The sequence below is a fragment of the Bradyrhizobium sp. McL0615 genome (assembly GCF_049993905.1).
GTDB lineage: Bacteria > Pseudomonadota > Alphaproteobacteria > Rhizobiales > Xanthobacteraceae > Bradyrhizobium.
The window spans coordinates 3925670-3948035 of sequence record NZ_CP188254.1; the positions used below are offsets into that span (position 1 = coordinate 3925670).

Consider the following 22366-nt stretch of genomic DNA (forward strand, 5'->3'; position numbering starts at 1 on the left):
GCGGCTAGCGGATATCCGTCCGTCGCAGGGACCGTGATATCGTCGCTAAACACGTCGTCCAGCCGCCGCTCGGCCCACCGTATTCTCCTGCCAGCTTGCGAGCGGCCACAGCAAAAGCGAAATCGTGTTTTGCTGCAAGGGTTTGTCAGGACTACCGGAAATCTAACTGGCGGTGAGCGTAAGGCGTGTGTATAACCCGGCCTTCACAATCGCTTGTAAGTTGCGGTTTTTGCTCAGGAGTTAACGTCATGTCCGAGCGGTGGACGCCCGATAGCTGGCGCACCAGGCCGGTGCTGCAAGTGCCCGACTATCCCGATGCCAAGGCATTGGCCGATGTCGAGGCGCAGCTCGCCACGTTTCCGCCGCTGGTGTTCGCCGGCGAGGCCCGCAACCTGAAGAAAGCGCTGGCGCGGGTCGCCGCAGGCGAAGCCTTCCTGCTGCAGGGTGGCGATTGCGCCGAGAGCTTTGCCGAACATGGCGCCAACAACATCCGCGATTTCTTCCGCGTGCTGCTGCAGATGGCCGTCGTCCTGACCTACGCTGGCGCGCTGCCGGTGGTGAAGGTCGGCCGCATCGCCGGACAATTTGCAAAGCCGCGTTCGTCGAACACGGAAAAGATCAACGGCGTCGAGTTGCCGAGCTACCGCGGCGACATCATTAACGACATTGCCTTCACGGCGGAGTCACGTATCCCCGATCCGCAGCGTCAGCTGATGGCCTACCGGCAATCGGCAGCGACGCTGAACCTGCTTCGGGCGTTCGCAACCGGCGGCTTTGCCAATCTCGGCAGCGTGCACCAGTGGATGCTCGGCTTCCTCAAGGATTCCCCGCAGTCGCGCCGTTACAAGGAACTGGCGGACCGTATCTCGGATGCGCTGAATTTCATGCGCGCCTGCGGGCTGGATCTCGAAAGCCATCCCGAACTGCGCGCCACCGATTTCTACACCAGCCACGAAGCGCTGCTGCTCGGTTACGAGCAGGCCTTCACCCGGGTCGATTCCACCACCGGCGACTGGTACGCGACCTCGGGCCACATGATCTGGATCGGCGACCGCACCCGCCAGCTCGACCACGGCCATGTCGAATATTTCCGCGGCATCAAGAACCCGATCGGCCTGAAATGCGGCCCGTCACTGAAGCCGGATGAGCTGTTGAAGCTGATCGACATTCTCAACCCCGACAACGAGCCCGGGCGCCTGACGCTGATCAACCGCTTCGGCTCCGACAAGGTCGGCGACCATCTCGCGCCGCTGATCCGCGCCGTGAAGCGGGAAGGACGCGTCGTGGTCTGGTCCTGCGATCCCATGCACGGCAACACCATCACCTCGACTTCCGGCTACAAGACCCGGCCGTTCGACCGGGTGCTGTCGGAGGTGAAGTCGTTCTTCGCCATCCACGCCGCCGAAGGCACCCACGCCGGCGGCGTGCATCTGGAGATGACCGGGCAGGACGTCACCGAATGCATCGGCGGCGCGCGCGCCATCACCGACGAGGACCTCAACGACCGCTATCACACGGTCTGCGATCCCCGCCTCAATGCCGAACAATCGATCGACATGGCCTTCCTGATCGCCGAACTGCTGAAGCAGGAGCGCGCCGGCAAGGAAAAGCCGATGCCGGCCGCAGCGGGGCTTTGACTTGCTGCGACTCTGGCGGGCTACGATCAACACGCGTAACGGCCTCGCCTTTGCGATCCGCTCGGAGCAGGCTGTCCGTGAGGAGCTTCTTGCGCTGACGCTGTCGGTGCCGCTGGCCTGGCTGGTCGGCGCGAGCGTGATGCGCCGGGTGGAGCTGGTGGCGGCGGTGGCGTTCGTGCTGGTGGTCGAGATCCTCAATACCGCGATCGAGAAGCTCGCCGACCGGCTCACCACCGACCACGATCCGCAGATCGGGCGGGTCAAGGACATGGGTTCGGCGGCGGTCGGTGTTGCGCTGCTGATGGCAGGCGCGTTCTGGCTGTTTGCCATCGCCGAACGCATAGGCGCGTTCTAGATTTGCGGTACTGATCCGGATCAGAACCGCATATCTAAGCTTTTGTTTTGACGCGTTTTCTACCGCAGATAAGTCTACGCAATCTGCGTAAACTTGATTGCTATGCGAACAGGTACCCACTTCGCTCGAAAACACTATGAAGCGAGCATTTGCAGTTTGCTCTTGTGCGAGGCACCATCGCCCCATGACCGAACCCAAGTTCACAATTACGCTGGCCCAGCTAAATCCGACGGTCGGCGATATCACGGGTAACGCCGCCAAGGCGCGTGTGGCACGCGACAAGGCCAAGGCGGAGGGCGCCGATCTCCTGGTGCTGCCGGAATTGTTCATCTGCGGCTACCCGCCGGAAGACTTGGTGCTGAAGCCGGCCTTGCAAGCGGCGTGCAGGAGCGCGGTCGAGGAACTGGCGCGGGAGACCGCGGGCGGGGGGCCCGCCGTGCTGATCGGCACGCCCTGGGTCGAAGACGGCAAACTCTATAATGCCTGCGCGTTGCTCGATGAGGGTCGCATCGTCACGCTTCGCTTCAAGGCAAACCTGCCGAACTACGGTGTGTTCGACGAGAAGCGGCTGTTCGCGCGCGGCCCGGCAGCGGGACCGGTCACCGTCCGCGGTATCCGCGTTGGCGTTCCCATCTGCGAGGACATCTGGCTCGAAGAATCAGAGGAATACGAAAACGTCGTCGAATGCCTCGCCGAGACCGGTGCGGAAATCCTGGTAGTGCCGAACGGCTCGCCTTACGCGCGCGACAAGAACGATTTGCGGCTGTCGATCGCGGTCGCCCGCGTCACGGAGAGCGGCTTGCCGCTGGTCTATCTCAACCAGATCGGCGGACAGGACGAACTGGTGTTCGACGGCGCGTCGTTCGCGCTCAACGCCGATCTTTCGGTCGCGGCACAACTGCCCGCTTTCGAGGAGAGCATCGTCACGCTGCGCTGGAGCAAGGGCGCTGATGGCTGGCGCTGCTCGGGGCCCGTGGTGCCGCTCATCGAGGGCGACAAGGGGGATTACGCGGCCTGCGTACTGGGTCTGCGCGATTACGTCCGCAAGAACGGATTTCCCGGCGTGCTGCTCGGCGTTTCCGGCGGCATCGATTCCGCGCTATGCGCGGCGATTGCGGTTGACGCGCTCGGCGCCGCTCAGGTTCGCGGCGTGATGCTGCCGTTCCGGTTCACCGCGCAGGTATCGCTCGACGATGCCGCAAAACTCGCAAAAGCGCTCGGCTTTCCGTACGAAGTGCTGCCGATTGCCGACGCCGTGAACGGCTTTGAAAAAATCCTGTCCGTTCCATTCGCCGGCCTGCCGCGCGACATCACGGAGGAAAACCTGCAGGCGCGCACCCGCGGCACGCTGTTGATGGCGATTTCCAACAAGACCGGCGCGATGGTGGTCACGACCGGCAACAAGTCGGAAATGTCGGTCGGCTACGCCACGATCTATGGCGACATGAACGGCGGCTTCAATCCGATCAAGGACATCTACAAGACCGAAGTGTTTCGGTTGTCGAGCCTGCGTAATGAATGGAAGCCGGACGGCGCGCTCGGGCCTTCGGGCGAAGTCATTCCGGTCAACATCATCACGCGGCCGCCGACGGCGGAGTTGCGCGAGAACCAGACCGACCAGGATTCGCTGCCGGCCTACGAGATGCTGGACGGCATCCTCGAACGGTTGGTGGAGCGCGAGGAGCCGCTGGCCGCGATCATTGCGGCCGGTTTCCCGGCTGACGTGGTGACGCGGATCGACCGGCTGCTCAACATTGCCGAATACAAGCGCCGGCAGGCCGCGCCGGGGGTCAAGGTGACGGAAAAGAACTTTGGCCGCGACCGCCGCTATCCCATCACCAACCGTTTTCGCGATAACGGCAAGGCATTGCCCGCGCCCGACGACAAGCTGGTCGCGCGCGCGGGTCGCGCCTCGGCGGACGCGTTCGAGGGGTAATTTTCCGGTGCAAGTCCTCATGGTGAGGAGGCGCGTCAGCGCCGTCTCGAACCATGTAGCCCCGCTTTGCGCCAGCCGGGCATTCATCCTTCGAGACGCCCGCTTTGCGGGCTCCTCAGGATGAGGGTTTGACGGTGATGACGCAGTGAGACTAAGCGCGCTTATTGCTTTGGCGGGATGAAGGTCGGGCCCACGGTGCGGACCTTGTCCTTGTCGGCGGCGGTAGCCGTCGTCTCGGCCGGGGCGGCGGTTGCAGCCGGAGCGGCGGCGGTGCCGGCAGGCGCTGCGCCTTTCTTGGCGGTAAGCGGTGCCGGGGCGCCCTTCGGCTGCGCGCGCTGCTGCATCCGCCGCGCGCTCTCCTCGGTGACGATGATGTCGCCCTGTTCGACGCCGGCCCGGTCGTCGACTGACTTCAGCGCTTCCGACCAGGTCTGGCCTGCGGCCTTGCAGGCGCAGGACGCGGAGAACTCGGTGCGGAATTTGAATGCGTTCGGCAGCGACGAATAAGGCTGGCCGCTGATCGAGACAGCCTGATTGATGTCCTCGCCGGGATTGCGGTAGGTGAACAGCGTCGCTTCCGTCGCCGGGCAAAGCGCCTTGCAGGTCCGCTCGTCGTCCTGAAATCGCTGCTGGTAGGTGGCGAACGACACCGGGAAATAGCCGCCGTCGCAGGTGCGGACGCAGACGGTGCGGAAGGTGCCGGACGGTGCGCCAAAATCGGCGCTGGGGGGCGGCAGCGTGTTGTTATTGTTGTTGCCGAACAGGCTGTCGATGAAGTTGCCGGGACCGCGCGCGGCAGCGGCATATTGCGGGCCGCAATTGTTCTGCGCGAGCGCCGTCAGCACCGAACGGCGCTGGTTTTCGCGGTCCGCGCCGCCGATGCCACCGCTGCGCAGCCGCTCCAGGCTGGTGGTGATCTGGTCGAGATTGGCGCGCATCTGCTGGATCTGGTTGTTGACCGGGCCGCACTGCGCCGAGCGGCCGTTGAACAGCGAGAAGAAGCCTGAGCTTTCGCAGCCCATCCGCTTGGCCTGCAGCGTGACCCGATCGAGTTCGGACTGCTGCTTGGCCTGGGCTTCCTGATAGCGGCGGATCTGTTCATCCTTGGCGGGATCGCCGGTGCCGGCGCCACGGTCGATGGTCGCCAATTGTCCTTCGAGCCGGATGCAGATCGGATTGCCCTGCGCGCCCTGCTGCGGCTGGCCGTCCTGGTTCATCTGCGCCATGGCGTCTTCGTTCGACTGCGCCAGAGCGGGCGCGCCGGGGGTGGCGATACCGAGCAGCACGGCGCAGGTCAAAATCCGAAGGAAGAGGGGCGCGTTGCGAATTTCCAGCATATCCGGCCAGTTAGGGCTGATCCGCGCGGGTCGAAAGCCCAATAGCGCGGCCAAGGCGGCATTCTGCGGCCAAGGTTGCATCCAATACCCGCTTCTCGGGGCAGCGTCACGTCGTTTCCGGGGCGCAGATGTGGCAAACCGGCCCGTGATATTCCGGAGAAATCGCCTCTAGCGCTGACAGGTAATGGCGACGTATTCGCCGCAGCCGTGGCCGGAGCATTTTTCGCCGCCGCCGCTCGGAACCGCGCCGGTGATTTCGTCGGGATCGACGCGGCGATAGGCGGTGGCCTGTGCAAATTCCCGTGACTGGCAATAGGAGCGGGCGGCATGGGCGCCGCATTTCTCACCCCTGGCGAGGCATTCATCGACGCCATAGCCATCAGCCTGGTTGGCAACGATGAAGACGCGGCTGTCGGCGGAAGCGGCCGAGGCGCCAAGCAGAAAGGCACTGGCAAGAAGTGCTGGGGAGAGTCGCATGGCGGGCACCGGCAAGGGAAGAATCCGCCGTCAGGAATAGGCCCAAAGGGTTAAAAATGATTAACCATGAGCCCCAGGGCGGCGGTGATTGGCGAGGGTTCGCGGCCTGATCGGCCCCAAATCGGGCACGAGCAAGGCCTTGACGATTTCGGCCCGATACCGCAATGGTGGAACCATGAACGGTCTCCTCGCCATCTGCAGCATTTGCCGCGAGATTATTAGCTAGCGATTCGCTGGCTGAGGCCGTCTTTTCTCAAAAACTGAGATCACTGGACGCCCGGCCGCAACGGATGGGTTTTCCATGGAACTGCGACTCTACGATACGTTGACGAAGGAGAAGCGGCCGTTGGTGCCGCTCGATGCCGACAATGTCGGCGTGTATGCCTGCGGACCGACGGTCTACGACTTCGCCCATATCGGCAACGGCCGCGCCGCGATCGTGTTCGACGTGCTGTTCCGCGTGCTGCGCCATCGCTATGGCGCCGACCACGTGAAGTACGTTCGCAACATCACCGACGTCGACGACAAGATCAACGTGCGCGCCGCGCGCGACTATCCCGGCGTGCCCTTGAACGAGGCGATCCGCAAGGTCACCGAACAGACCTATCAGCAGTATCAGGACGATGTCACCGCGCTCGGCTGCTTAGCCCCGACGGTGCAGCCGCGCGCGACCGAACATATTCCGGAGATGCGGGCGATCATCGAGAAGCTCGTGGCCGGCGGCTTTGCCTATGTCGCCGAAGACCACGTGCTGTTCTCGCCGCAGGCGATGAACGAAGCCAATTCCGTGATGCCGCGCTATGGCGCGCTGTCGAAACGCTCGCTCGACGAAATGATCGCAGGCGCCCGCGTCGACGTTGCCCCCTACAAGCGCGACAATACCGACTTCGTGCTGTGGAAGCCATCGAAGCCGGGCGAGCCGTCGTGGCCGTCTCCGGCGGGGATCAAGGCGGAAGGCCGCCCCGGCTGGCACATCGAATGCTCGGCGATGGCCTGGAAGCATCTCGGCGAAAAATTCGACATTCATGGCGGCGGTATCGATTTGGTGTTCCCGCACCATGAGAACGAACTCGCGCAGACCTGCTGCGCGTTTCATTCCGACCGCATGGCGAATGTCTGGATGCACAACGGCTTCCTGCAGCTCGAGAGCGAGAAGATGTCGAAGTCGCTGGGCAACTTCTTCACGATCCGCGAAATGCTCGCCGATTGGCCGGGCGAGGTGTTGCGCCTGAGCATGCTCAAGACGCATTACCGCTCGCCGCTCGACTGGACCACGAAGGGTGCGGAAGAGAGCGCCAAGACGCTCGACGACTGGTACGCGATCGCGGCCGACGCCGAGGGCGGTCAGCCGTCGCCGGCCATGATCGAAGCGCTGTATGATGATCTCAACACGGCGCAGGCGATGGCTGTCCTGCACGGCCTGCGCAATGCAGCGGCATCGGGCGGCGACCGTGAACGCGGCGACTTTGCCGCCTCGCTCCGGCTGCTCGGCTTCCTCTCGATGAGTGCTGCGGCCTGGAAGGGACGCAAGCAGCAGGAGAGCGGTATCGATCCGCAGCAGGTCGACCGCCTAATTGCGGAACGCGCAGCGGCGCGTGCGCGAAAGGATTTCAAGGAGTCCGACCGCATCCGCGACGAACTCGCCGCGATGGGCGTTGCCATCAAGGACGGCAAGGATGCCGACGGAAAGCCCGTGACCACATGGGAGATCGCGTGATGACGAAACCCGATACGCCTTTTCCAAAACACTGGCGCTATTACATCTTCATCAAATGGGCGCTGATCGCTGCCGCGGTCTTGCTGGCCTTGCGACTGTTCGGAGTGTTTTGACGCGATGGGACAGGCATTGCCCAAACCCGGCTTGCGGCCGTTTTTGCCGGCGGATGTTCCGATGCTGGCGGCGATCTTCGTTGCCGCCATCGAGGAACTGACCGGCGACGACTACAGCGAGGCGCAGCAGGAAGCCTGGGCGGCAACCGCCGAGGATGAAGAAGCGTTCGGTAGCAAGCTCGCCGGCCAGTTGACGCTGATCGCGACCATCCAGAACGCGCCTGTTGGATTCGCCTCGCTGAAAGGGGCCGATCACATCGACATGCTGTTCGTGCATCCGAGCGTCGCGGGGCAGGGGGTCGCCTCGATGCTGGTCGATGCGCTGGAAAAACTGGCGGGCGCGCGCGGGGCGAAAAACCTCACGGTCGATGCCAGCGACACTGCGGAGCCGCTGTTCAAGAAACGCGGTTACGTCGCCATGCAACGCAACACCGTCACCGTCAACGGCGAATGGCTCGCCAACACCACGATGCAGAAGACGCTGGCCGATAGCGCAGCGCCGGGAGCGCCGACATGAGCCGCGAACGCCTCTATCTGTTTGACACCACGCTGCGCGACGGCGCGCAGACCAACGGCGTCGATTTCACGCTGCACGACAAGCAGATCATCGCGCAAATGCTGGACGAACTCGGCATCGACTATGTCGAGGGTGGCTATCCCGGCGCCAATCCGACCGACACCGAATTCTTTGCGGACAAGCCGAAGCTCGACCACGCCAAATTCACGGCGTTCGGCATGACGCGCCGTCCCGGCCGCTCGGCCTCGAACGATCCGGGGCTTGCCGCGCTGATCGAGGCCAGGGCCGATGCGATCTGCTTTGTCGCCAAATCCAGCGCTTATCAGGTGCGGGTAGCGCTGGAGACCACCAACGAGGAGAACCTCGCCTCGATCCGCGACAGCGTCGTTGCTGCGAAGGCGGCGGGGCGCGAGGTGATGGTCGATTGCGAGCACTTCTTCGACGGCTACAAGGAAAACGCCGATTTCGCGCTGGCCTGCGCCAAGGCAGCCTATGAGTCCGGCGCGCGCTGGGTGGTGCTGTGCGACACCAATGGCGGCACCATGCCGCACGAGATCGAAGCCATCGTAGGCGCTGTTACGAAACATATCCCGGGTAGTCATGTCGGCATCCATGCCCATAACGACACCGAGCAGGCGGTCGCCAATTCGCTGGCCGCCGTGCGCGCCGGCGCGCGGCAGATCCAGGGCACGTTGAACGGGCTCGGCGAGCGCTGCGGCAACGCCAATCTCTGTTCGCTGATCCCGACATTGAGTCTGAAGAACGAGTTCTCCGACGCCTTCGAGATCGGCGTCACCACGGAGAAGATGACGACGCTGATGAAGGTATCGCGCACGCTGGACGACATGCTCAACCGCGCGCCGAACCGGCATGCGCCCTACGTCGGCGAGAGCGCCTTCGTGACCAAGACCGGCATTCATGCCTCCGCGGTCATGAAGGATCCGCACACTTACGAGCACGTGCTGCCTGAGTCCGTCGGCAACCATCGCAAGGTGCTGGTGTCCGATCAGGCCGGCCGCTCCAACGTGATGGCCGAACTCGACCGCGCCGGCATTCCGTACGAGAAGAGCGATCCAAAACTGGCGCGTCTGGTCGACGAGTTGAAGGAGCGCGAGGCGGCAGGCTACGCCTATGAATCCGCCAACGCCTCGTTCGACCTGCTGGCGCGGCGTACGCTCGGCCGCGTGCCGGAATATTTCAAGGTCGAGCAGTTCGACGTCAATGTCGAGCAGCGCTACAATTCCAACGGCCAGCGCGTCACGGTCGCGCTCGCCGTGGTCAAGGTCGATGTCGCCGGCGAGAGGCTGATCTCGGCGGCGGAAGGCAACGGCCCGGTCAACGCGCTCGATGTCGCGCTGCGCAAGGATCTTGGCAAGTACCAGAAATACATCGAAGGCCTGAAGCTGATCGATTACCGCGTGCGTATCCTCAATGGCGGTACGGAAGCGGTGACGCGGGTCCTGATCGAGAGCGAAGACGAGAACGGCGATAGCTGGACCACGATCGGCGTCTCGCCCAATATCATCGACGCCTCGTTCCAGGCGCTGATGGATTCGGTGATCTACAAGCTGGTGAAATCCGGCGCGCCGGCGTGAGAGCAGGGGCTATTTCATGATCGACCACATCTCCGTCGGCGTCGCCGATCTCGAACGCGCCGCGCGGTTCTATGAAGCCACCCTCGCGCCGCTCGGCCTCTCACGCCTCGTCACCCGACCGGCCACCATCGGCTTCGGTAAATCCTACCCCGAATTCTGGATCAACCTGCGCGCCGGCATGGCGTCCGTCCCGCCCGAGAGCAGCACCCACATCTGCCTGCGCGCCAAAGCAACCGGCGAAGTCGATGCATTCCACGCCGCAGCGCTCACCTCCGGCGGCCGCTCCGACGGCGCGCCAGGTCTGCGCCCGCATGATCGCGTGAAATATTACGCCGCCTTCGTCATCGATCCCGACGGCAATCGCATCGAGGCGGTTACGTTTCCTACGATGTAGAGGCAGAGTCAGTCGACGACGGCGACGGCCTCGATCTCGACAAGCCACTCAGGCAAGGCGAGGGCAGACACCCCGACGAGTGTGCTCGCCGGCGGCGGTCGCTTCGCGAAGAACGGCATCCGCGCTCTGCCGATGACGGCCCGATGCTCGGGCTTGTAGTTCACGACATAGGTCGTGATCTTCACGACGTCGGCAAAGCTCGCACCGGCAGCGGCAAGGGCGAGACCGACATTACGCATCACCTGTTCGGTTTGCGCAGCCAAGTCATCCGCACCGACCAGGTTGCCGCGTTCATCGATCGACACCTGTCCCGCCGTGTAGATCGTGCGCTTCCCGGCGGCTACGACGACTTGCGAGAAGCCCGCATTGTGCAGCAGTCCTTCCGGACGGGGATGCTCAAGCACGCTCATGCCTCGGACCTTCTGCTACAGCTTTCGCGCCAATTCCGGCATTTCCTTGCTGCCTTCGGGAGCGCGGGCCGCGGCGGCGGCGCGCAGGCGTGGTACGATGTCTTCGACCCGTTCAGCCTTGAGAATGTCGATATCCATCGCCGCGCGGATGAACTCGGTTTCGCGCATATGCGCCAGCAGGGCGATCAGCGGCTCCCAGAAGCCGTCGATGTTGGCGAGCAGCACCGGCTTGGTGTGACGGCCGAGCTGCTGCCAGGTCATCTGCTCGACCAGTTCCTCCAGCGTACCAACGCCGCCGGGTAGCGCCACGAACGCATCGGAATGTTCGAACATCAGCCGCTTGCGCTCGTGCATGTCGGGCGTGACAATCATTTCCTGAACGCGCGTCAGCATGTTTTCGCGGGATCGCAAAAAATCCGGAATGATCCCGGTGACCAGGCCGCCGTGATCCAGCGTGGATTTGGCGATCGCGCCCATCAGCCCGACCGATCCGCCGCCATAGACGAGCCGGATATCGTTCTCGGCGAAAATCTTTCCCAGAGCGAGGGCAGCTTCGACAAAGCGGGGGCTGGAGCCGGCGCCGGAGCCGCAATAGACACAGACAGTTTTGATTTGATCCATGCAGATCATGTGGCACTGCACCCAGAAAAGCTCAAGTCTGTTGACTTCGCTGATGCAGCAGAAATAGGCCCGAAATCAAACCAAACGGGGGAAAGATTTATCTTTCAAGGCTGTACGGGAGAGTTAAACGCTCTATATGACGGGCCTATGCAGACTACCGAAAATTCCCTGAAGGCGACTGATGCGCCACCTTGCTCCGGGCGCCACGCCAATGGCTGATCCTGATTCGCACCCGCATGCTGGTGCCGCCACTCCGGCCGACGCCTCCGCTGAAAAAGCGACCCTGATCGGGACGCTGGTGCATCTGTGGCCCTATATCTGGCCCGGCGACCGCGCGGATCTGAAGATGCGCGTGGTCTGGTCGATGGTGCTGCTGCTTTTCGCGAAACTCGCGACGCTGACGGTGCCGTTCACCTTCAAATGGGCGATCGATGCGCTCAACGGCAAGGGCACCGCGCCGGTCGAAGCTTCGAACTGGACGCTGTGGCTGATCGCCTCGCCCTTGCTGCTGACCGCAAGCTACGGCGCGGTGCGCGTGCTGATGGCGGTATTGACCCAGTGGCGCGACGGCATCTTCGCCCGTGTCGCCATGCACGCGGTGCGCAAGCTCGCCTACATCACCTTCGTCCACATGCACGAATTGTCGCTGCGCTTCCATCTGGAGCGCAAGACCGGCGGCTTGACGCGCGTGCTGGAGCGCGGCCGCACCGGCATCGAGGTGATCGTGCGGATGGTGATCCTGCAGCTGATCCCGACCATCGTCGAGGTGTCGCTCTTGATGGCCGTACTGCTGTGGCAGTTCGACTGGCGCTACGTGCTGGTCACCGCGATCACGGTCGTGATCTACATGTACTATACCTACATCGCGACCGAATGGCGGATCGAGATCCGCCGCAAGATGAATGATTCCGACACCGAGGCGAACACCAAGGCGATCGACTCGCTGCTCAACTACGAGACGGTGAAATATTTCAGCGCGGAGAGCCGCGAGGCCGAACGCTACGACCGCTCGATGGAGCGTTACGAGCACAACAGCGTCAAGACTTATACCTCGCTGGCGGTGCTCAACACCGGGCAGGCGATCGTGTTCACCCTCGGCCTCACCGCGATCATGCTGATGTGCGCGCTCGGCGTCCGCAACGGCACCAACACGGTCGGCGATTTCGTCCTGGTCAACGCCATGATGATCCAGCTCTACCAGCCGCTGAATTTCATGGGCATGGTCTATCGCGAAATCAAGCAGGCGATCATCGACATCGAGAAGATGTTCAACGTGCTGCAGCGCAATCCCGAGATCAAGGATATCCCGGGCGCTGCGCCGCTCGTCGTCAGTTCGGGCAATGTGCGCTTCGATGACGTGCGCTTTTCCTACGATCCGGAGCGGCCGATCCTGAAAGGCCTCAGTTTCGAGGTGCCGGCCGGCAAGACGGTGGCGATCGTCGGCCCCTCCGGCGCCGGCAAGTCGACGATTTCGCGGCTGCTGTTCCGCCTCTATGACGTCTCCTCAGGAAAAATCCTGGTCGACGGCCAGGACATCCGAAACGTCACGCAGGCGAGCCTGCGCGCCTCGATCGGCATGGTGCCGCAGGATACCGTGCTGTTCAACGACACCATCCGTTACAACATCCGCTACGGCCGCTGGGACGCCGGCGATGCCGAGGTGGAGCAGGCGGCGCAACTGGCGCAGATCGACACGTTCATCCGCCTATCGCCGAAGGGGTACGAAACCCAGGTCGGTGAACGCGGTCTGAAACTCTCCGGCGGCGAGAAGCAGCGCGTGGCAATTGCGCGCACGGTGCTGAAAGCACCCCCGATCCTGGTGCTGGATGAGGCGACGTCCGCGCTCGACAGCCACACCGAGCATGAAATCCAGGAAGCGCTGGAGCGTGTCTCGCGTGGCCGCACCTCGCTGGTGATCGCGCACCGGCTCTCGACCATCGTCGGCGCCGATGAAATTATCGTGCTGGATCAAGGGCGCATCGCCGAACGCGGCACCCACACCGGGCTTTTGGCATCCGGCGGGCTCTATGCCAGTATGTGGAACAGGCAGCGCGAAGCCGAGGAGGCGCGGGAGAAGCTCGCCCAGATCGACGACGACAACGAGACGCCGAACCGCGCCCCGCCGCCGGTCGATGATCCGCTCCATGATCAGTCCGGGGACCCGACCGCACCCAAAGATCCCTTGTCTAAAGATCCCTTGGCAACTGCCGCGGAATAATCCAAATACCCCGCTACTTCCGAATGGCAAGGAAGCCGGCCAGATAACAGCGAGCCCGAATGTCGATTGCGAATTCCATCCGCGCGCAGATCCCGCCGATCCATCCCGAGGGCTATCCCTTTATCGGTGCATTTGCGGCGGTCAGCCTGATCCTGTTCTGGATCTGGACGCCGCTGGGCTGGATCGGCACCGCCTTGACCGTCTGGTGCGCGCTGTTCTTCCGCGATCCCGTCCGCGTCACGCCGGTGCGCGACGGCATCGTGGTGTCGCCGGCCGATGGCCGCGTCTCCATGATCGCGCAGGTTTTGCCGCCGGCCGAACTCGGCCTCGGCGACCGCCCGCTGCCGCGCATTTCGATCTTCATGAGCGTGTTCAACTGCCACGTGAACCGCAGCCCGGTGGCGGGCCGCATCGACCGCATCGCCTACCGGCCCGGCACCTTCATCAACGCCGAGCTCGACAAGGCCAGCGAAGACAATGAGCGCAACTCGCTGGTCATCTCGACGACGCAGGGTCGGATCGGCGTGGTCCAGATCGCCGGCCTGGTGGCGCGGCGGATTGTCTCATTCGTGCGGGAAGGCCAGTCGATCGGTGCCGGCGAGCGGTTCGGCCTGATCCGGTTCGGCTCGCGCCTGGACGTTTATCTGCCCGAAGGTTCGAAATCGCTGGTTTCGGAGGGGCAAACGGCGGTTGCCGGCGAGACGATTTTGGCCGATTTCGGGTCGAGCGAGCAGGGCCGGACGTTTCGGGCTGATTAACCGTTCCCGGCCGCCTGAAAGGCTAAGGCCGCTGCCAATGGTGAACCGGACCGGTGCTTGCTATATAATGGCAAGCCATGCTGACCCCTGATCCAAAGTACCCTGAACTGCGCCGTCGCCGGTTTCGCCCGATCCCGGTGCGGATGCTGGTGCCTAACGTCATCACGTTGCTCGCGATCTGCGCCGGGCTGACGGCGATCCGCCTGTCGATCGAAGGGCGGATGGAACTTGCGGTCGCGGCCATCGTGTTCGCAGCCGTGCTCGACGGTGTCGACGGCCGCGTCGCGCGCATGATCAAGGGCCAGTCGAAATTCGGCGCCGAGCTCGACAGCCTTGCGGATTTCGTCAATTTCGGCGTCGCGCCCGGCCTGATGCTGTATTTCTGGCAGCTCCATGAGCTGAACAATGGCGGCTGGATCGCGGCGATGGTGTTTGCGATCGCGGGCGGCCTGCGGCTGGCGCGCTTCAACGCCAGTATCGACGATCCGAACAAACCCGCCTTTGCGGCGAATTATTTTACCGGGGTGCCGGCACCGGCCGGCGCCATCCTCGCGATGCTGCCGTTCTACCTGGCGTTTCTCGGCATCTCGAAGCCGCCGGCCATGCTGACCGCGGGCTATACGCTTCTCATCGCATTCCTGATGGTGTCGCGCTTGCCAGTATTTTCCGGCAAGACGGTGCGGATGCGGGTGCCGCCGGAAATGGTGCTGCCGGTGTTCGTCTCGGTGGTATTCTTCGTCGCGCTGCTGATCGGCTATCCTTGGCACATCCTGTCGATCGGCTCGGTGATCTATCTCGCGAGCCTGCCCTGGGGGTGGAAGACCTATCGCGACCACGAGCGCAATGCCGCGGCCGCGCAGCCGCCTGCTGCGGCTGAAACCTCCGCGCCGTCAGCTCCGGCGGCGACGTTTTCGCCTGCCGCTGATGATGCCGAGGATGAGCGGCCGGTGCGGCTGAACTGAGCGCTTCGCGCCGCTTCCGATATATCAGCCATGAGCCGTCGCCGAGTTGGGTTCGACGCCAATCTCGGCTATAGGGCTAAAGCGACGTACGGCCTCAAAGAGCCGGGCCGAAAAATCAGGAGAGAACGCCGTGAACAAAGCCATTACCGCCCCGCTGCCTGCTTCCGTCCTCGAAGCGCTGGCGCGCTATGACACGCCGACGATCTGCAATGCGATGGAAATCGTAGCCCCCGAGCGCCGCCTGATCGGCTACACCACCAAACCGCTGGTCTGCCCGTTCCCCGATTTGCCCCCCATCGTCGGCTATGCCCGCACCGTGACGATCCGCTCGGTGCTCAAATCCACGCTTCCGGCCGATGAGCAGAGCAAGCGCCGCATCGCCTATTACGAATATGTCGGCACCGGCTTCGGTCCGCGCATCACCGTGATCCAGGATATCGACGGCGCCGATGCCGGCTACGGCGCGTTCTGGGGCGAGGTGCAGAGCAACGTGCACAAGGCGCTCGGCTGTCTCGGCGTCATCACCGACGGTTCGATTCGCGACATCCCGCAATGGGCTCCGGGCTTTCAGGCGCTGGCCGGTTCGGTCGGGCCGTCGCACGCCTGGGTTCATGCCGAACATTGGGGCGGCGAAGTGCGCGTCGCCGGCATGACGGTGCATTCCGACGATCTCATCCACGCCGACCAGCACGGCGCCATCGTGATCCCCACCGATATCGCGGCGAAGATTCCGGAAGCCGCCGAACTCTGCGGCCGGCGCGAAACGCCGATCCTGGAAATCGCGCGCAGCCCGGATTTCACGCTCGAGAAGCTCAAAGAGGCGCTGAAGCGTTCGTCCGAGATCCACTAAGCGGGCAGTTGGCCAGGTGGATACGGTCGTGCAACCGAGCGAAAGCCGCTTCTTCAAATATGTCTGGCGGTTCAACGCGCTGGCAATTGCGGGAGCCGCCACGACCTGCATTGTGCTGGGCCTGTCCGCCGGGTGGAGCATCTTCAATGCGGAATCACGACCGCACCGGACCACCAATATCGTCAACGTCGACCGGGAGGACAAAGCATCAGAGGAATTTTCGCTGGGCAACCCAAGCGCAATCGCCGGGATATCCTACGTGCAAGTTCCTCTTTACCGCGGACGCCGCTATGGCGTGGGATCGATCTATTCGGGCGGGAGTCAGCAGGTCGTCAACCTTCTTTTCCTGAACATTTCCACCAATGAGAGCCGATGGCTGTTCAACGGCGTTGGCCAGTTGGTTCTCGACAGCCACACGCTGTTCAACAAAGTGAAAGATGCGAACGATCCGTCACGCGCGGCGGTTGCGGTCGTTCATGTCGTTGTCGAGAAAGACAGCGATGGCGACAAGCGACTGACCGAGAAGGATGCCATCTGCCTTGCGACGAGCGCGACGGACGGGACAAACTACAGGAAATTAATCGAGGGCGTCGATCAGCTCTACGCCGTCAAGCAAATTGCCGATGACAAGGTCCTGGTGCTCTATCAAAAGAACCGGGAAACCGTCTCCGCGTTGTACAGCGTTCCGTCCATGGCGCTTCTGATGCAGGCGAGCGTTCCAAAGGTTAGTTTGAACTAGCCAAGACGTGCAAGAATGCACGCTCAACATTGGGGGAGGGAGTGATGAGGAAGCTCGTTGCCGCGCTGCTGCTGGTCATGAGTTGCGGCGCCCTTGCGCAGGCGCAAACCTATCCCTCCCGGCCGATCACGCTGGTGGTGCCGTTCCCGCCGGGCGGTTCGACCGATGCCGCCGCGCGGATCATGGCCGAGCGGATGCGCACAACGCTCGGGCAGTCCGTCGTGATCGAAAATGTCGGCGGCGCCGGCGGCAGCATCGGTGTCGGGCGCGTCGCCCGCGCCGCGCCGGATGGCTACACCTTCGACATCGGCCAGTGGGACACCCATGTCGGCAGCATTATCTACAAGCTCGACTACGATCTCGAAAAGGATTTTGAGCCGATCGCGCTGGTTTCGAACAATCCTCAGCTCCTGGTCGCCAAGAACGACCTGCCGGCCAATACGCTTGCCGAACTGGTCGCCTGGATGAAGGACAATCCCGGCAAGATCAACTTCGTCAACCAGAACGCGGCAGCGAACGTCTCCGGCGTGTTGTTCGAGAACCTGACCAAGCAGAAGGTGCAGTTCATTCCCTATCGCGGCGCGGGCCCTGCGATGACCGACCTGATGTCCGGCACGGTGGATCTTTTGGTAGTGCAGGGCGCGGTGGCGCTGCCGCAAATCCGCGCCGGCAAGATCAAGGCGCTCGCCAATCTCTCGCCGACGCGCTCAGCCTCGATGCCGGATATTCCGACCGCGGACGAGACCGGCGTGCCCGGCCTTTATATGTCCGGCTGGTTCGGCTTCTGGGCGCCAAAGGGCACGCCGAAGGATATCATCGCAAAACTCAACGCCGCGACGGTGGAGGCGCTGGCCGACCCCGCGATCCAGAAGCGGTTTACCGAACTGGGGCTCGACATCGCGCCGCGCGCGCAGCAGACGCCGGAAGGACTGGCCGCCTTCCAGAAGGCCGAGATCGAAAAATGGTGGCCGATCATCAAGGATGCCGGGATCGGCGCGCAGGCGCAATAACTGCGCCCACTATCGCCAAAAGAGGTCGAGAGTTTCGGCAGCCGCTCAAGCGGGGGCCCGAGGTCGCGCTTCAGGAAAAAAAGCCCCGGTAAGCCGGGGCTCAGTTTGCTGGAGTGGGGTATCAGTATCGAGCCGCGATCGGGGCTCCGTAGCCGCCGAAGCGATAGTTTAGCCGTAAGGTGACCATATCCACATCTTGGCTGATCCGGTTGTTGAGTATGCCCGCAAGGCGCGGATCGGCCACGGTAAAGGAGTTATTCGCATTCCCCATGAACAGATGGTCGTATTCAACACCGAATGACCAGTTCGGTGTGAAGCCGTACTCAAATCCGACGCCGACGACGCCGCCCCAGCGCGTGGAGCTTGCTGAGACCAGACCGATCCCGGTGGGCGTGTCGAAGACGTTAAAGCGATTGCTGGTTACAGCCGCGCCGCCCTTGAGGTAGAATAGGGCTGCGTTCCAGGCGTAACCAATTTGGCCCGTGAAGAGACCGATGCCGTCAGTTTTCACTCTGGTTGAGAGCGTCGGATCGAGGAGGCTGATGCGTGAGCTGCTGAAATCGGCCCAATCACCTTGTGCCTCCACTCCGAAGACCCACTGGCTAGCTTGCCAGCGATAACCGATCTGGCCGCCGATGACACCTCCGGAAAGATCGCGGCAACCGTCCCTGAACGCTGGTCCGACGACAAATACGAAATCCCAGCAATTATGGCTTTGGCCCCACCCGCCATTGGCACCGATATAGAAGCCGCTCCAATTGTAGATCACCGGAAGCGGGGCGAGTGGCGGAGCCTTGACGGCCATATCTGCGGCTGACGCCGGAGCGGCAATGCCTACCGCCAACAGGCCCGCGGTGCCGAGTAGGAATTTCCTCATGAAACGTTTCTCCAATTTCGTTGCTGTCTATTGGACTGTCTGCGCGTATGTCCCAGCTTCCGACTCGAAGCCTACGCCCGGGATTCCCGCTCCCCCCGTGCCAAATTGGCAACACTCAAGAAAATTGCTGGTCCCAGCTATTTCATCGCCGGGATTTTTTTAGGGGACTGGGTTCGGAGCAGCGCCAGCAATCAGCGCCGATCCAGGCACCGCCTTTGGCTGATGCAACGCTGTTAAGCTCGAACTCGCACCGCCCGCGCGAGCGCGCCGCGCGGCCTACTCTTCCTTCTCTTCGGCCACCCAGGCCGCAATATCGTGCGAGAGAATAAGCTTTCGTGGAACATGAGGATTGATTGTGCCTGCGAAAACAATCAGTCCTGCTTGCAGCTTGGCACGGGCAAAGTCCCTGGCTTCCGTTTCAGTCTCGAAGGTGTTGGTAAGGCGAGGGCTTCGGCGTTCCGGGAACACGCCGCGCGCACGTACTTCAAAGGTCACATACCAGATAGGCGGCATCTTCCACCCATGCACGTCACGAGTCCCATGCCTGAGCAACATCAGGCGGTCCACAATGCGTCGTCGTCTCCCGATGGGGGCTTCCCCCGTCACGACGGCGTTGATCTAGGTCAAACAAATGTGGTGCGTGGTGCGCGGCGCTTGGCGATAATTTGCGCGACAGGGGCAATGACGACCTGCCGTCTTGGGCACAGAGTGCTTCGGCTTCAGTTATTCCGTTGACTTAAGTGCGCTTGAGCACGCGAGCGACAATTCCGTCACCCGTTCCTTGAGGCAGCTTATTATGCGCCTGCCACCAGGGCGAAGTCCTCTGCACAAGAGCTCGATGTCGCCCTTGCATTCTCGTGCAATCTTAACTGGGTCGGTCAAGCGGCTCTTTGCGAATGCGTCTTGAGCAGACAACGCGAATGCAATGCCGAACAAGGGGCTAAGCCAGTTCATGCTAGCTCTCTTCTGCAAAGCAGTTCAAATGGCCTGAGCCCGAAGGCACGGTCTTGACCTAGATCAATCAACCGGGTGAGGTCGAAGATGTCCTTGGGGCGAACGGAATGTCCCGCGCGGAACGATGTCCTTTGGGCTATTCGAAAAGACTACTCATCTAGCTGCTTGAGGGGTCCAGATGTCAGACAATGCAACAGACGTAATCGAAACCGCCATTCGCTCAGCCTTCACGAGTTACCCAAAGGAAGACGACCCGGATTGGAGAAGTCCGCATTGGATCAAGCCCGAAGAGTGCGCGCACTTGGCTCAGGGCATACTGCTGGCTTTGGAGGCAAACGGATTTGAAATCGTGAAGAGGCAGATCTGACAAAAGTACGCGGTCCGGGCCAAGGCTGAACCCATTGGCTGTTTTTCTTGGCTCTCGAGAGCGGTAGATTGTCCCTTGGGACAATGGCGTGCGGCACAAGTGTTTGATCTCATCTCCGACACTGCATCTGGAGAATTCCCGGACAGCGCGCATCCGACAGGGTTGACCTTCCTAGGCCCCCAAGCCCACCCCGGCGGGTCGCCTTGTCGGAGAGCCCCGTATTGCGAATACCCTTGTTTGGCCGGCCGCTTGAGCACGCCTCCGAGGCCACGGCCTCCGCAAAAAAGCCTCGGCAAGCCGGGGCTTGGTTCGTTGGACTGACGTTTCAATACCGAGCTGCGAAGGGTACTCCGGAGCGCCGAAGCGATCGTTCAACCGTCGCCCATAAATAAGTGGTTGTGTCGAGCACCGATCGACCAGTTTGGCGCAAAGCCACACTCAATTTACACACAGATGGTCCCGCTTTGCGGGTCGCGCTTGCTGCGGCCAGTTCAGCGCCGCTAACCGCGCTAAGAATGCTGAAAAAATGGTGGCCGATCATCAAGGCCGCCGGGATCGGCGCGCAGGCGCAGTGAGCACCGACCGCTATGGTTAGCGAATTCTTGAGATGAGCGGGCCGCAAGCCCGCAATTCTACGACCGCGCTTTAGATTTATCCTTTACGCGTCTTTAATAGCGCGGTCGTAGGGTGCCTTCTGCGCGGCTCCGAATGGGCGGCGCGACCGGTCAGAATGGCCGGTAGTTCGCGTATGCGTCGGAGTTCAGAATGGATATCACTACGCTCCTTGGCCTGGTCGCCGGCGCCATCGTCCTGTCGACGCTGATCCTGATGGGTGGTGACTTCCGGATGTTTTACGACATCCACGCCGTCATCATCATCTTCGGCGGCTCGTTTGCCGCCACCCTTATCCGCTTTCCGCTCAGCGCGATCCTGCACGGCATGCCGCTGGGGGCAAAATTCGCCTTCACGATGAGCCGTCTCTCGGCGCGCGACCTGGTCGACGAACTGGCCCGCATCGCGGAAATCGCCCGCAAACAGGGTCCGGTCGGCCTGGAAAAGGTCGAGACCGATGAGCCGTTTCTCGCCAAGGGTATCCGCTACGTCGCCGACGGCTACGATCTCGAATTCATCCGCGACAACATGGAGCGCGACCGCGACAACTTCCTGATGCACCTCAACGAGGGCTCGAAGATCTATCGCGCCATCGGCGACTGCGCGCCGGCATTCGGCATGATCGGTACGCTGCTTGGCATGGTGCAGATGTTCTCCAACATGTCGGACCCTTCGAAACTCGGTCCCTTCATGGCGGTGGCGTTGCTGGCGACGCTGTACGGCGCGCTGGTGGCGAACCTGATCTGTCTGCCGATCGCCGACAAGCTGCATGGCAAGCTGCTCGACGAGGAAACCAATCGCACGCTGATCATCGACGGCATCCTGATGATCCGCGACTCCAAGAGCCCGGCGCTGGTGCGTGAAATGCTGCTGGCCTACTTGCCCGAAAAACATCGCCACGAGGAAGGCGAGCTGGTTCCTGCCTGATCGATGGCGGCATCCAGGTGGGGGAGATAGAGCATGGCCAAGAAAAAACGCGAAGAGGCACACGGCGGTCACGGCTGGTTCGTGACGTTCGCCGATCTGATGGCGCTGCTGCTGGCATTTTTCGTGATGCTGGTCGCGTTCTCTACGCAGGATTCGGCCAAGCTGAAGATCGTCGCGGGTTCGATGCGCGATGCGTTCGGCGTGCAGACCGAGGCCCGCTATTCGGGAATCGTCGAATCCGACGGCCTGCCGACGCGGCCGAATCTGAAGAATGTCGAGCATATTTCGCCCGAGGATTCCTCCAATACACCGACGCCTGACGAGAAGGACCGTCAGCGCGAAAGCGGTGCCCGCCTAAAGGTCGATCGCGAGTTCGCGCTCGCTTCAGCCTCATTGCGCCAGGCGCTGCAGGACATGCCGGAACTGACCGAAATGTCCAAGCACATCATCTTCGAAGAGACCAACCAGGGCCTCAATCTCGAAATCGTCGACCAGGACGGGCGCTCGATGTTCGCCGACGGCTCCAAGGTGCCTTACGACCGCACCCGCCGCCTGATCCAGAAACTGGCCGTGCCGTTGAAGGCGACACCGCTGCGGGTCAACATTGTCGGCCACACGTCGGCGGGCTTCGTGCCGGCGCGCGGGGATTATGGCGCGTTCGATCTGTCGGCCGATCGCGCCAATGTCGTGCGCCAGATCCTCGAACGCGAGGGGCTGCCGGCATCCCACATCTTCGCCGTCGGCGGCAGGGCCGACAGCCAGCCATTGTTTCCAGACGATCCGACATTGCCCGCAAACCGTCGCGTCACCATCACATTGATGCGCGAGAATCCGCCGCTTCCGCCCAACTTGAAGCCGTAAGACGACGGAACTACCATAATACCACTTCGCCGTTTCGATCTGCTTTGCGTGAGCTCCGCATCGCGCGCGGTGCTATGCTTGTCCGATGATTGACAGGCGGCGTGGAAGCGTCGATAGCCGCC

At 62.4% G+C, this 22366-nt stretch carries 21 protein-coding genes; 15 read left to right on the forward strand and 6 right to left on the reverse strand.

Features of this window, described 5'->3' with window-relative positions:
- The first annotated feature begins 248 nt into the window (after positions 1-248).
- From ACPPVP_RS18480 to ACPPVP_RS18490, 3 genes are all read left to right on the forward strand, one after another.
- Entirely contained in the window at positions 249-1637 is a 1389-nt protein-coding gene (locus ACPPVP_RS18480) for a class II 3-deoxy-7-phosphoheptulonate synthase (protein ID WP_426536782.1), read from the forward strand.
- A gap of 1 nt (position 1638) precedes the next feature.
- Positions 1639-1992 carry a diacylglycerol kinase gene (locus tag ACPPVP_RS18485; RefSeq protein ID WP_426536784.1) on the forward strand — a complete coding sequence of 118 codons (354 nt, stop codon included), beginning with the start codon at positions 1639-1641 and terminating at the stop codon, positions 1990-1992.
- Positions 1993-2176: 184 nt separating this feature from the next.
- Positions 2177-3928, forward strand: coding sequence for an NAD+ synthase (locus ACPPVP_RS18490; protein WP_426536786.1), 1752 nt, complete (start codon positions 2177-2179; stop codon positions 3926-3928).
- A gap of 161 nt (positions 3929-4089) precedes the next feature.
- On the opposite strand, the gene ACPPVP_RS18495 is transcribed toward ACPPVP_RS18490, so the two are convergent.
- Together ACPPVP_RS18495 and ACPPVP_RS18500 are read right to left on the reverse strand one after the other, a co-directional pair.
- Complete coding sequence (locus ACPPVP_RS18495) at positions 4090-5265, reverse strand: DUF2865 domain-containing protein (RefSeq protein WP_426537923.1); 1176 nt, start codon at positions 5263-5265, stop codon at positions 4090-4092.
- 168 nt (positions 5266-5433) lie between these two features.
- On the reverse strand, positions 5434-5742 hold the full coding sequence (locus ACPPVP_RS18500; protein WP_426536788.1) for a hypothetical protein: 309 nt from the start codon (positions 5740-5742) through the stop codon (positions 5434-5436).
- A gap of 301 nt (positions 5743-6043) precedes the next feature.
- On the opposite strand from ACPPVP_RS18500, the gene cysS reads away from it, so the two are divergent.
- The 4 genes from cysS (at position 6044) to ACPPVP_RS18520 (ending at position 10078) form a co-directional block, all read left to right on the forward strand.
- A complete protein-coding gene (gene cysS, locus ACPPVP_RS18505) occupies positions 6044-7459 on the forward strand; it encodes a cysteine--tRNA ligase (protein ID WP_426536790.1) in 1416 nt (471 codons plus the stop codon).
- Between the two features lie 117 nt (positions 7460-7576).
- Positions 7577-8089 carry a GNAT family N-acetyltransferase gene (locus ACPPVP_RS18510; RefSeq protein WP_426536792.1) on the forward strand — a complete coding sequence of 171 codons (513 nt, stop codon included), beginning with the start codon at positions 7577-7579 and terminating at the stop codon, positions 8087-8089.
- The gene (cimA, locus tag ACPPVP_RS18515) at positions 8086-9684 is read left to right on the forward strand and encodes a citramalate synthase (protein WP_426536794.1); all 1599 of its coding nucleotides are present in this window, start codon (positions 8086-8088) and stop codon (positions 9682-9684) included. Before ACPPVP_RS18510 ends, cimA begins: the two co-directional genes overlap by 4 nt.
- A gap of 16 nt (positions 9685-9700) precedes the next feature.
- On the forward strand, positions 9701-10078 hold the full coding sequence (locus tag ACPPVP_RS18520; RefSeq protein ID WP_426536796.1) for a VOC family protein: 378 nt from the start codon (positions 9701-9703) through the stop codon (positions 10076-10078).
- A gap of 8 nt (positions 10079-10086) precedes the next feature.
- Here the strand turns inward: ACPPVP_RS18520 and ACPPVP_RS18525 are convergent, their stop codons facing one another.
- Both ACPPVP_RS18525 and ACPPVP_RS18530 read right to left on the reverse strand, forming a co-directional pair.
- Positions 10087-10488: a RidA family protein gene (locus ACPPVP_RS18525; protein ID WP_426536797.1), complete on the reverse strand. Its 402-nt coding sequence runs from the start codon at positions 10486-10488 to the stop codon at positions 10087-10089.
- A gap of 15 nt (positions 10489-10503) precedes the next feature.
- Positions 10504-11109 (reverse strand): TIGR00730 family Rossman fold protein, encoded by a 606-nt coding sequence (locus ACPPVP_RS18530; protein WP_426536799.1) that lies wholly within the window; start codon positions 11107-11109, stop codon positions 10504-10506.
- A gap of 211 nt (positions 11110-11320) precedes the next feature.
- On the opposite strand from ACPPVP_RS18530, the gene ACPPVP_RS18535 reads away from it, so the two are divergent.
- The 6 genes from ACPPVP_RS18535 to ACPPVP_RS18560 all read left to right on the forward strand — a co-directional run bounded on the left by ACPPVP_RS18535 (position 11321) and on the right by ACPPVP_RS18560 (position 17646).
- Positions 11321-13327 carry an ABCB family ABC transporter ATP-binding protein/permease gene (locus tag ACPPVP_RS18535; RefSeq protein ID WP_426536801.1) on the forward strand — a complete coding sequence of 669 codons (2007 nt, stop codon included), beginning with the start codon at positions 11321-11323 and terminating at the stop codon, positions 13325-13327.
- 59 nt (positions 13328-13386) lie between these two features.
- Complete coding sequence (locus tag ACPPVP_RS18540; RefSeq protein WP_426536803.1) at positions 13387-14085, forward strand: phosphatidylserine decarboxylase; 699 nt, start codon at positions 13387-13389, stop codon at positions 14083-14085.
- An 80-nt stretch (positions 14086-14165) separates the two neighbouring features.
- Positions 14166-15047, forward strand: a complete 882-nt coding sequence (locus ACPPVP_RS18545; RefSeq protein WP_426537925.1) for a CDP-alcohol phosphatidyltransferase family protein — start codon at positions 14166-14168, stop codon at positions 15045-15047.
- Between the two features lie 178 nt (positions 15048-15225).
- A complete protein-coding gene (locus ACPPVP_RS18550; RefSeq protein WP_426537927.1) occupies positions 15226-15897 on the forward strand; it encodes an RraA family protein in 672 nt (223 codons plus the stop codon).
- Between the two features lie 28 nt (positions 15898-15925).
- Positions 15926-16636: a hypothetical protein gene (locus ACPPVP_RS18555; RefSeq protein WP_426536805.1), complete on the forward strand. Its 711-nt coding sequence runs from the start codon at positions 15926-15928 to the stop codon at positions 16634-16636.
- 44 nt (positions 16637-16680) lie between these two features.
- Positions 16681-17646, forward strand: coding sequence for a Bug family tripartite tricarboxylate transporter substrate binding protein (locus tag ACPPVP_RS18560; RefSeq protein WP_426536807.1), 966 nt, complete (start codon positions 16681-16683; stop codon positions 17644-17646).
- A gap of 121 nt (positions 17647-17767) precedes the next feature.
- On the opposite strand, the gene ACPPVP_RS18565 is transcribed toward ACPPVP_RS18560, so the two are convergent.
- Together ACPPVP_RS18565 and ACPPVP_RS18570 are read right to left on the reverse strand one after the other, a co-directional pair.
- Positions 17768-18523, reverse strand: a complete 756-nt coding sequence (locus ACPPVP_RS18565; RefSeq protein ID WP_426536809.1) for an outer membrane protein — start codon at positions 18521-18523, stop codon at positions 17768-17770.
- A 276-nt stretch (positions 18524-18799) separates the two neighbouring features.
- Entirely contained in the window at positions 18800-19090 is a 291-nt protein-coding gene (locus tag ACPPVP_RS18570) for a hypothetical protein (RefSeq protein ID WP_426536811.1), read from the reverse strand.
- Positions 19091-20609: 1519 nt separating this feature from the next.
- Between ACPPVP_RS18570 and ACPPVP_RS18575 the strand changes: the two genes are divergently transcribed.
- Entirely contained in the window at positions 20610-21383 is a 774-nt protein-coding gene (locus ACPPVP_RS18575; protein WP_426536813.1) for a motility protein A, read from the forward strand.
- 33 nt (positions 21384-21416) lie between these two features.
- Complete coding sequence (locus ACPPVP_RS18580) at positions 21417-22244, forward strand: OmpA/MotB family protein (protein ID WP_426536815.1); 828 nt, start codon at positions 21417-21419, stop codon at positions 22242-22244.
- Positions 22245-22366: the final 122 nt, after the last annotated feature.

Bases quoted from the DNA above. Each gene is read 5' to 3' on its own strand.
- ACPPVP_RS18480 (WP_426536782.1), top strand. From the start codon at position 249: ATGTCCGAGCGGTGGACGCCCGATAGCTGGCGCACCAGGCCGGTGCTG.
- ACPPVP_RS18490 (WP_426536786.1), top strand. From the start codon at position 2,177: ATGACCGAACCCAAGTTCACAATTACGCTGGCCCAGCTAAATCCGACG.
- ACPPVP_RS18495 (WP_426537923.1), bottom strand. From the start codon at position 5,265: ATGCTGGAAATTCGCAACGCGCCCCTCTTCCTTCGGATTTTGACCTGC.
- ACPPVP_RS18500 (WP_426536788.1), bottom strand. From the start codon at position 5,742: ATGCGACTCTCCCCAGCACTTCTTGCCAGTGCCTTTCTGCTTGGCGCC.
- cysS (WP_426536790.1), top strand. From the start codon at position 6,044: ATGGAACTGCGACTCTACGATACGTTGACGAAGGAGAAGCGGCCGTTG.
- ACPPVP_RS18510 (WP_426536792.1), top strand. From the start codon at position 7,577: ATGGGACAGGCATTGCCCAAACCCGGCTTGCGGCCGTTTTTGCCGGCG.
- cimA (WP_426536794.1), top strand. From the start codon at position 8,086: ATGAGCCGCGAACGCCTCTATCTGTTTGACACCACGCTGCGCGACGGC.
- ACPPVP_RS18520 (WP_426536796.1), top strand. From the start codon at position 9,701: ATGATCGACCACATCTCCGTCGGCGTCGCCGATCTCGAACGCGCCGCG.
- ACPPVP_RS18525 (WP_426536797.1), bottom strand. From the start codon at position 10,488: ATGAGCGTGCTTGAGCATCCCCGTCCGGAAGGACTGCTGCACAATGCG.
- ACPPVP_RS18530 (WP_426536799.1), bottom strand. From the start codon at position 11,109: ATGGATCAAATCAAAACTGTCTGTGTCTATTGCGGCTCCGGCGCCGGC.
- ACPPVP_RS18535 (WP_426536801.1), top strand. From the start codon at position 11,321: ATGGCTGATCCTGATTCGCACCCGCATGCTGGTGCCGCCACTCCGGCC.
- ACPPVP_RS18540 (WP_426536803.1), top strand. From the start codon at position 13,387: ATGTCGATTGCGAATTCCATCCGCGCGCAGATCCCGCCGATCCATCCC.
- ACPPVP_RS18560 (WP_426536807.1), top strand. From the start codon at position 16,681: ATGAGGAAGCTCGTTGCCGCGCTGCTGCTGGTCATGAGTTGCGGCGCC.
- ACPPVP_RS18565 (WP_426536809.1), bottom strand. From the start codon at position 18,523: ATGAGGAAATTCCTACTCGGCACCGCGGGCCTGTTGGCGGTAGGCATT.
- ACPPVP_RS18575 (WP_426536813.1), top strand. From the start codon at position 20,610: ATGGATATCACTACGCTCCTTGGCCTGGTCGCCGGCGCCATCGTCCTG.
- ACPPVP_RS18580 (WP_426536815.1), top strand. From the start codon at position 21,417: ATGGCCAAGAAAAAACGCGAAGAGGCACACGGCGGTCACGGCTGGTTC.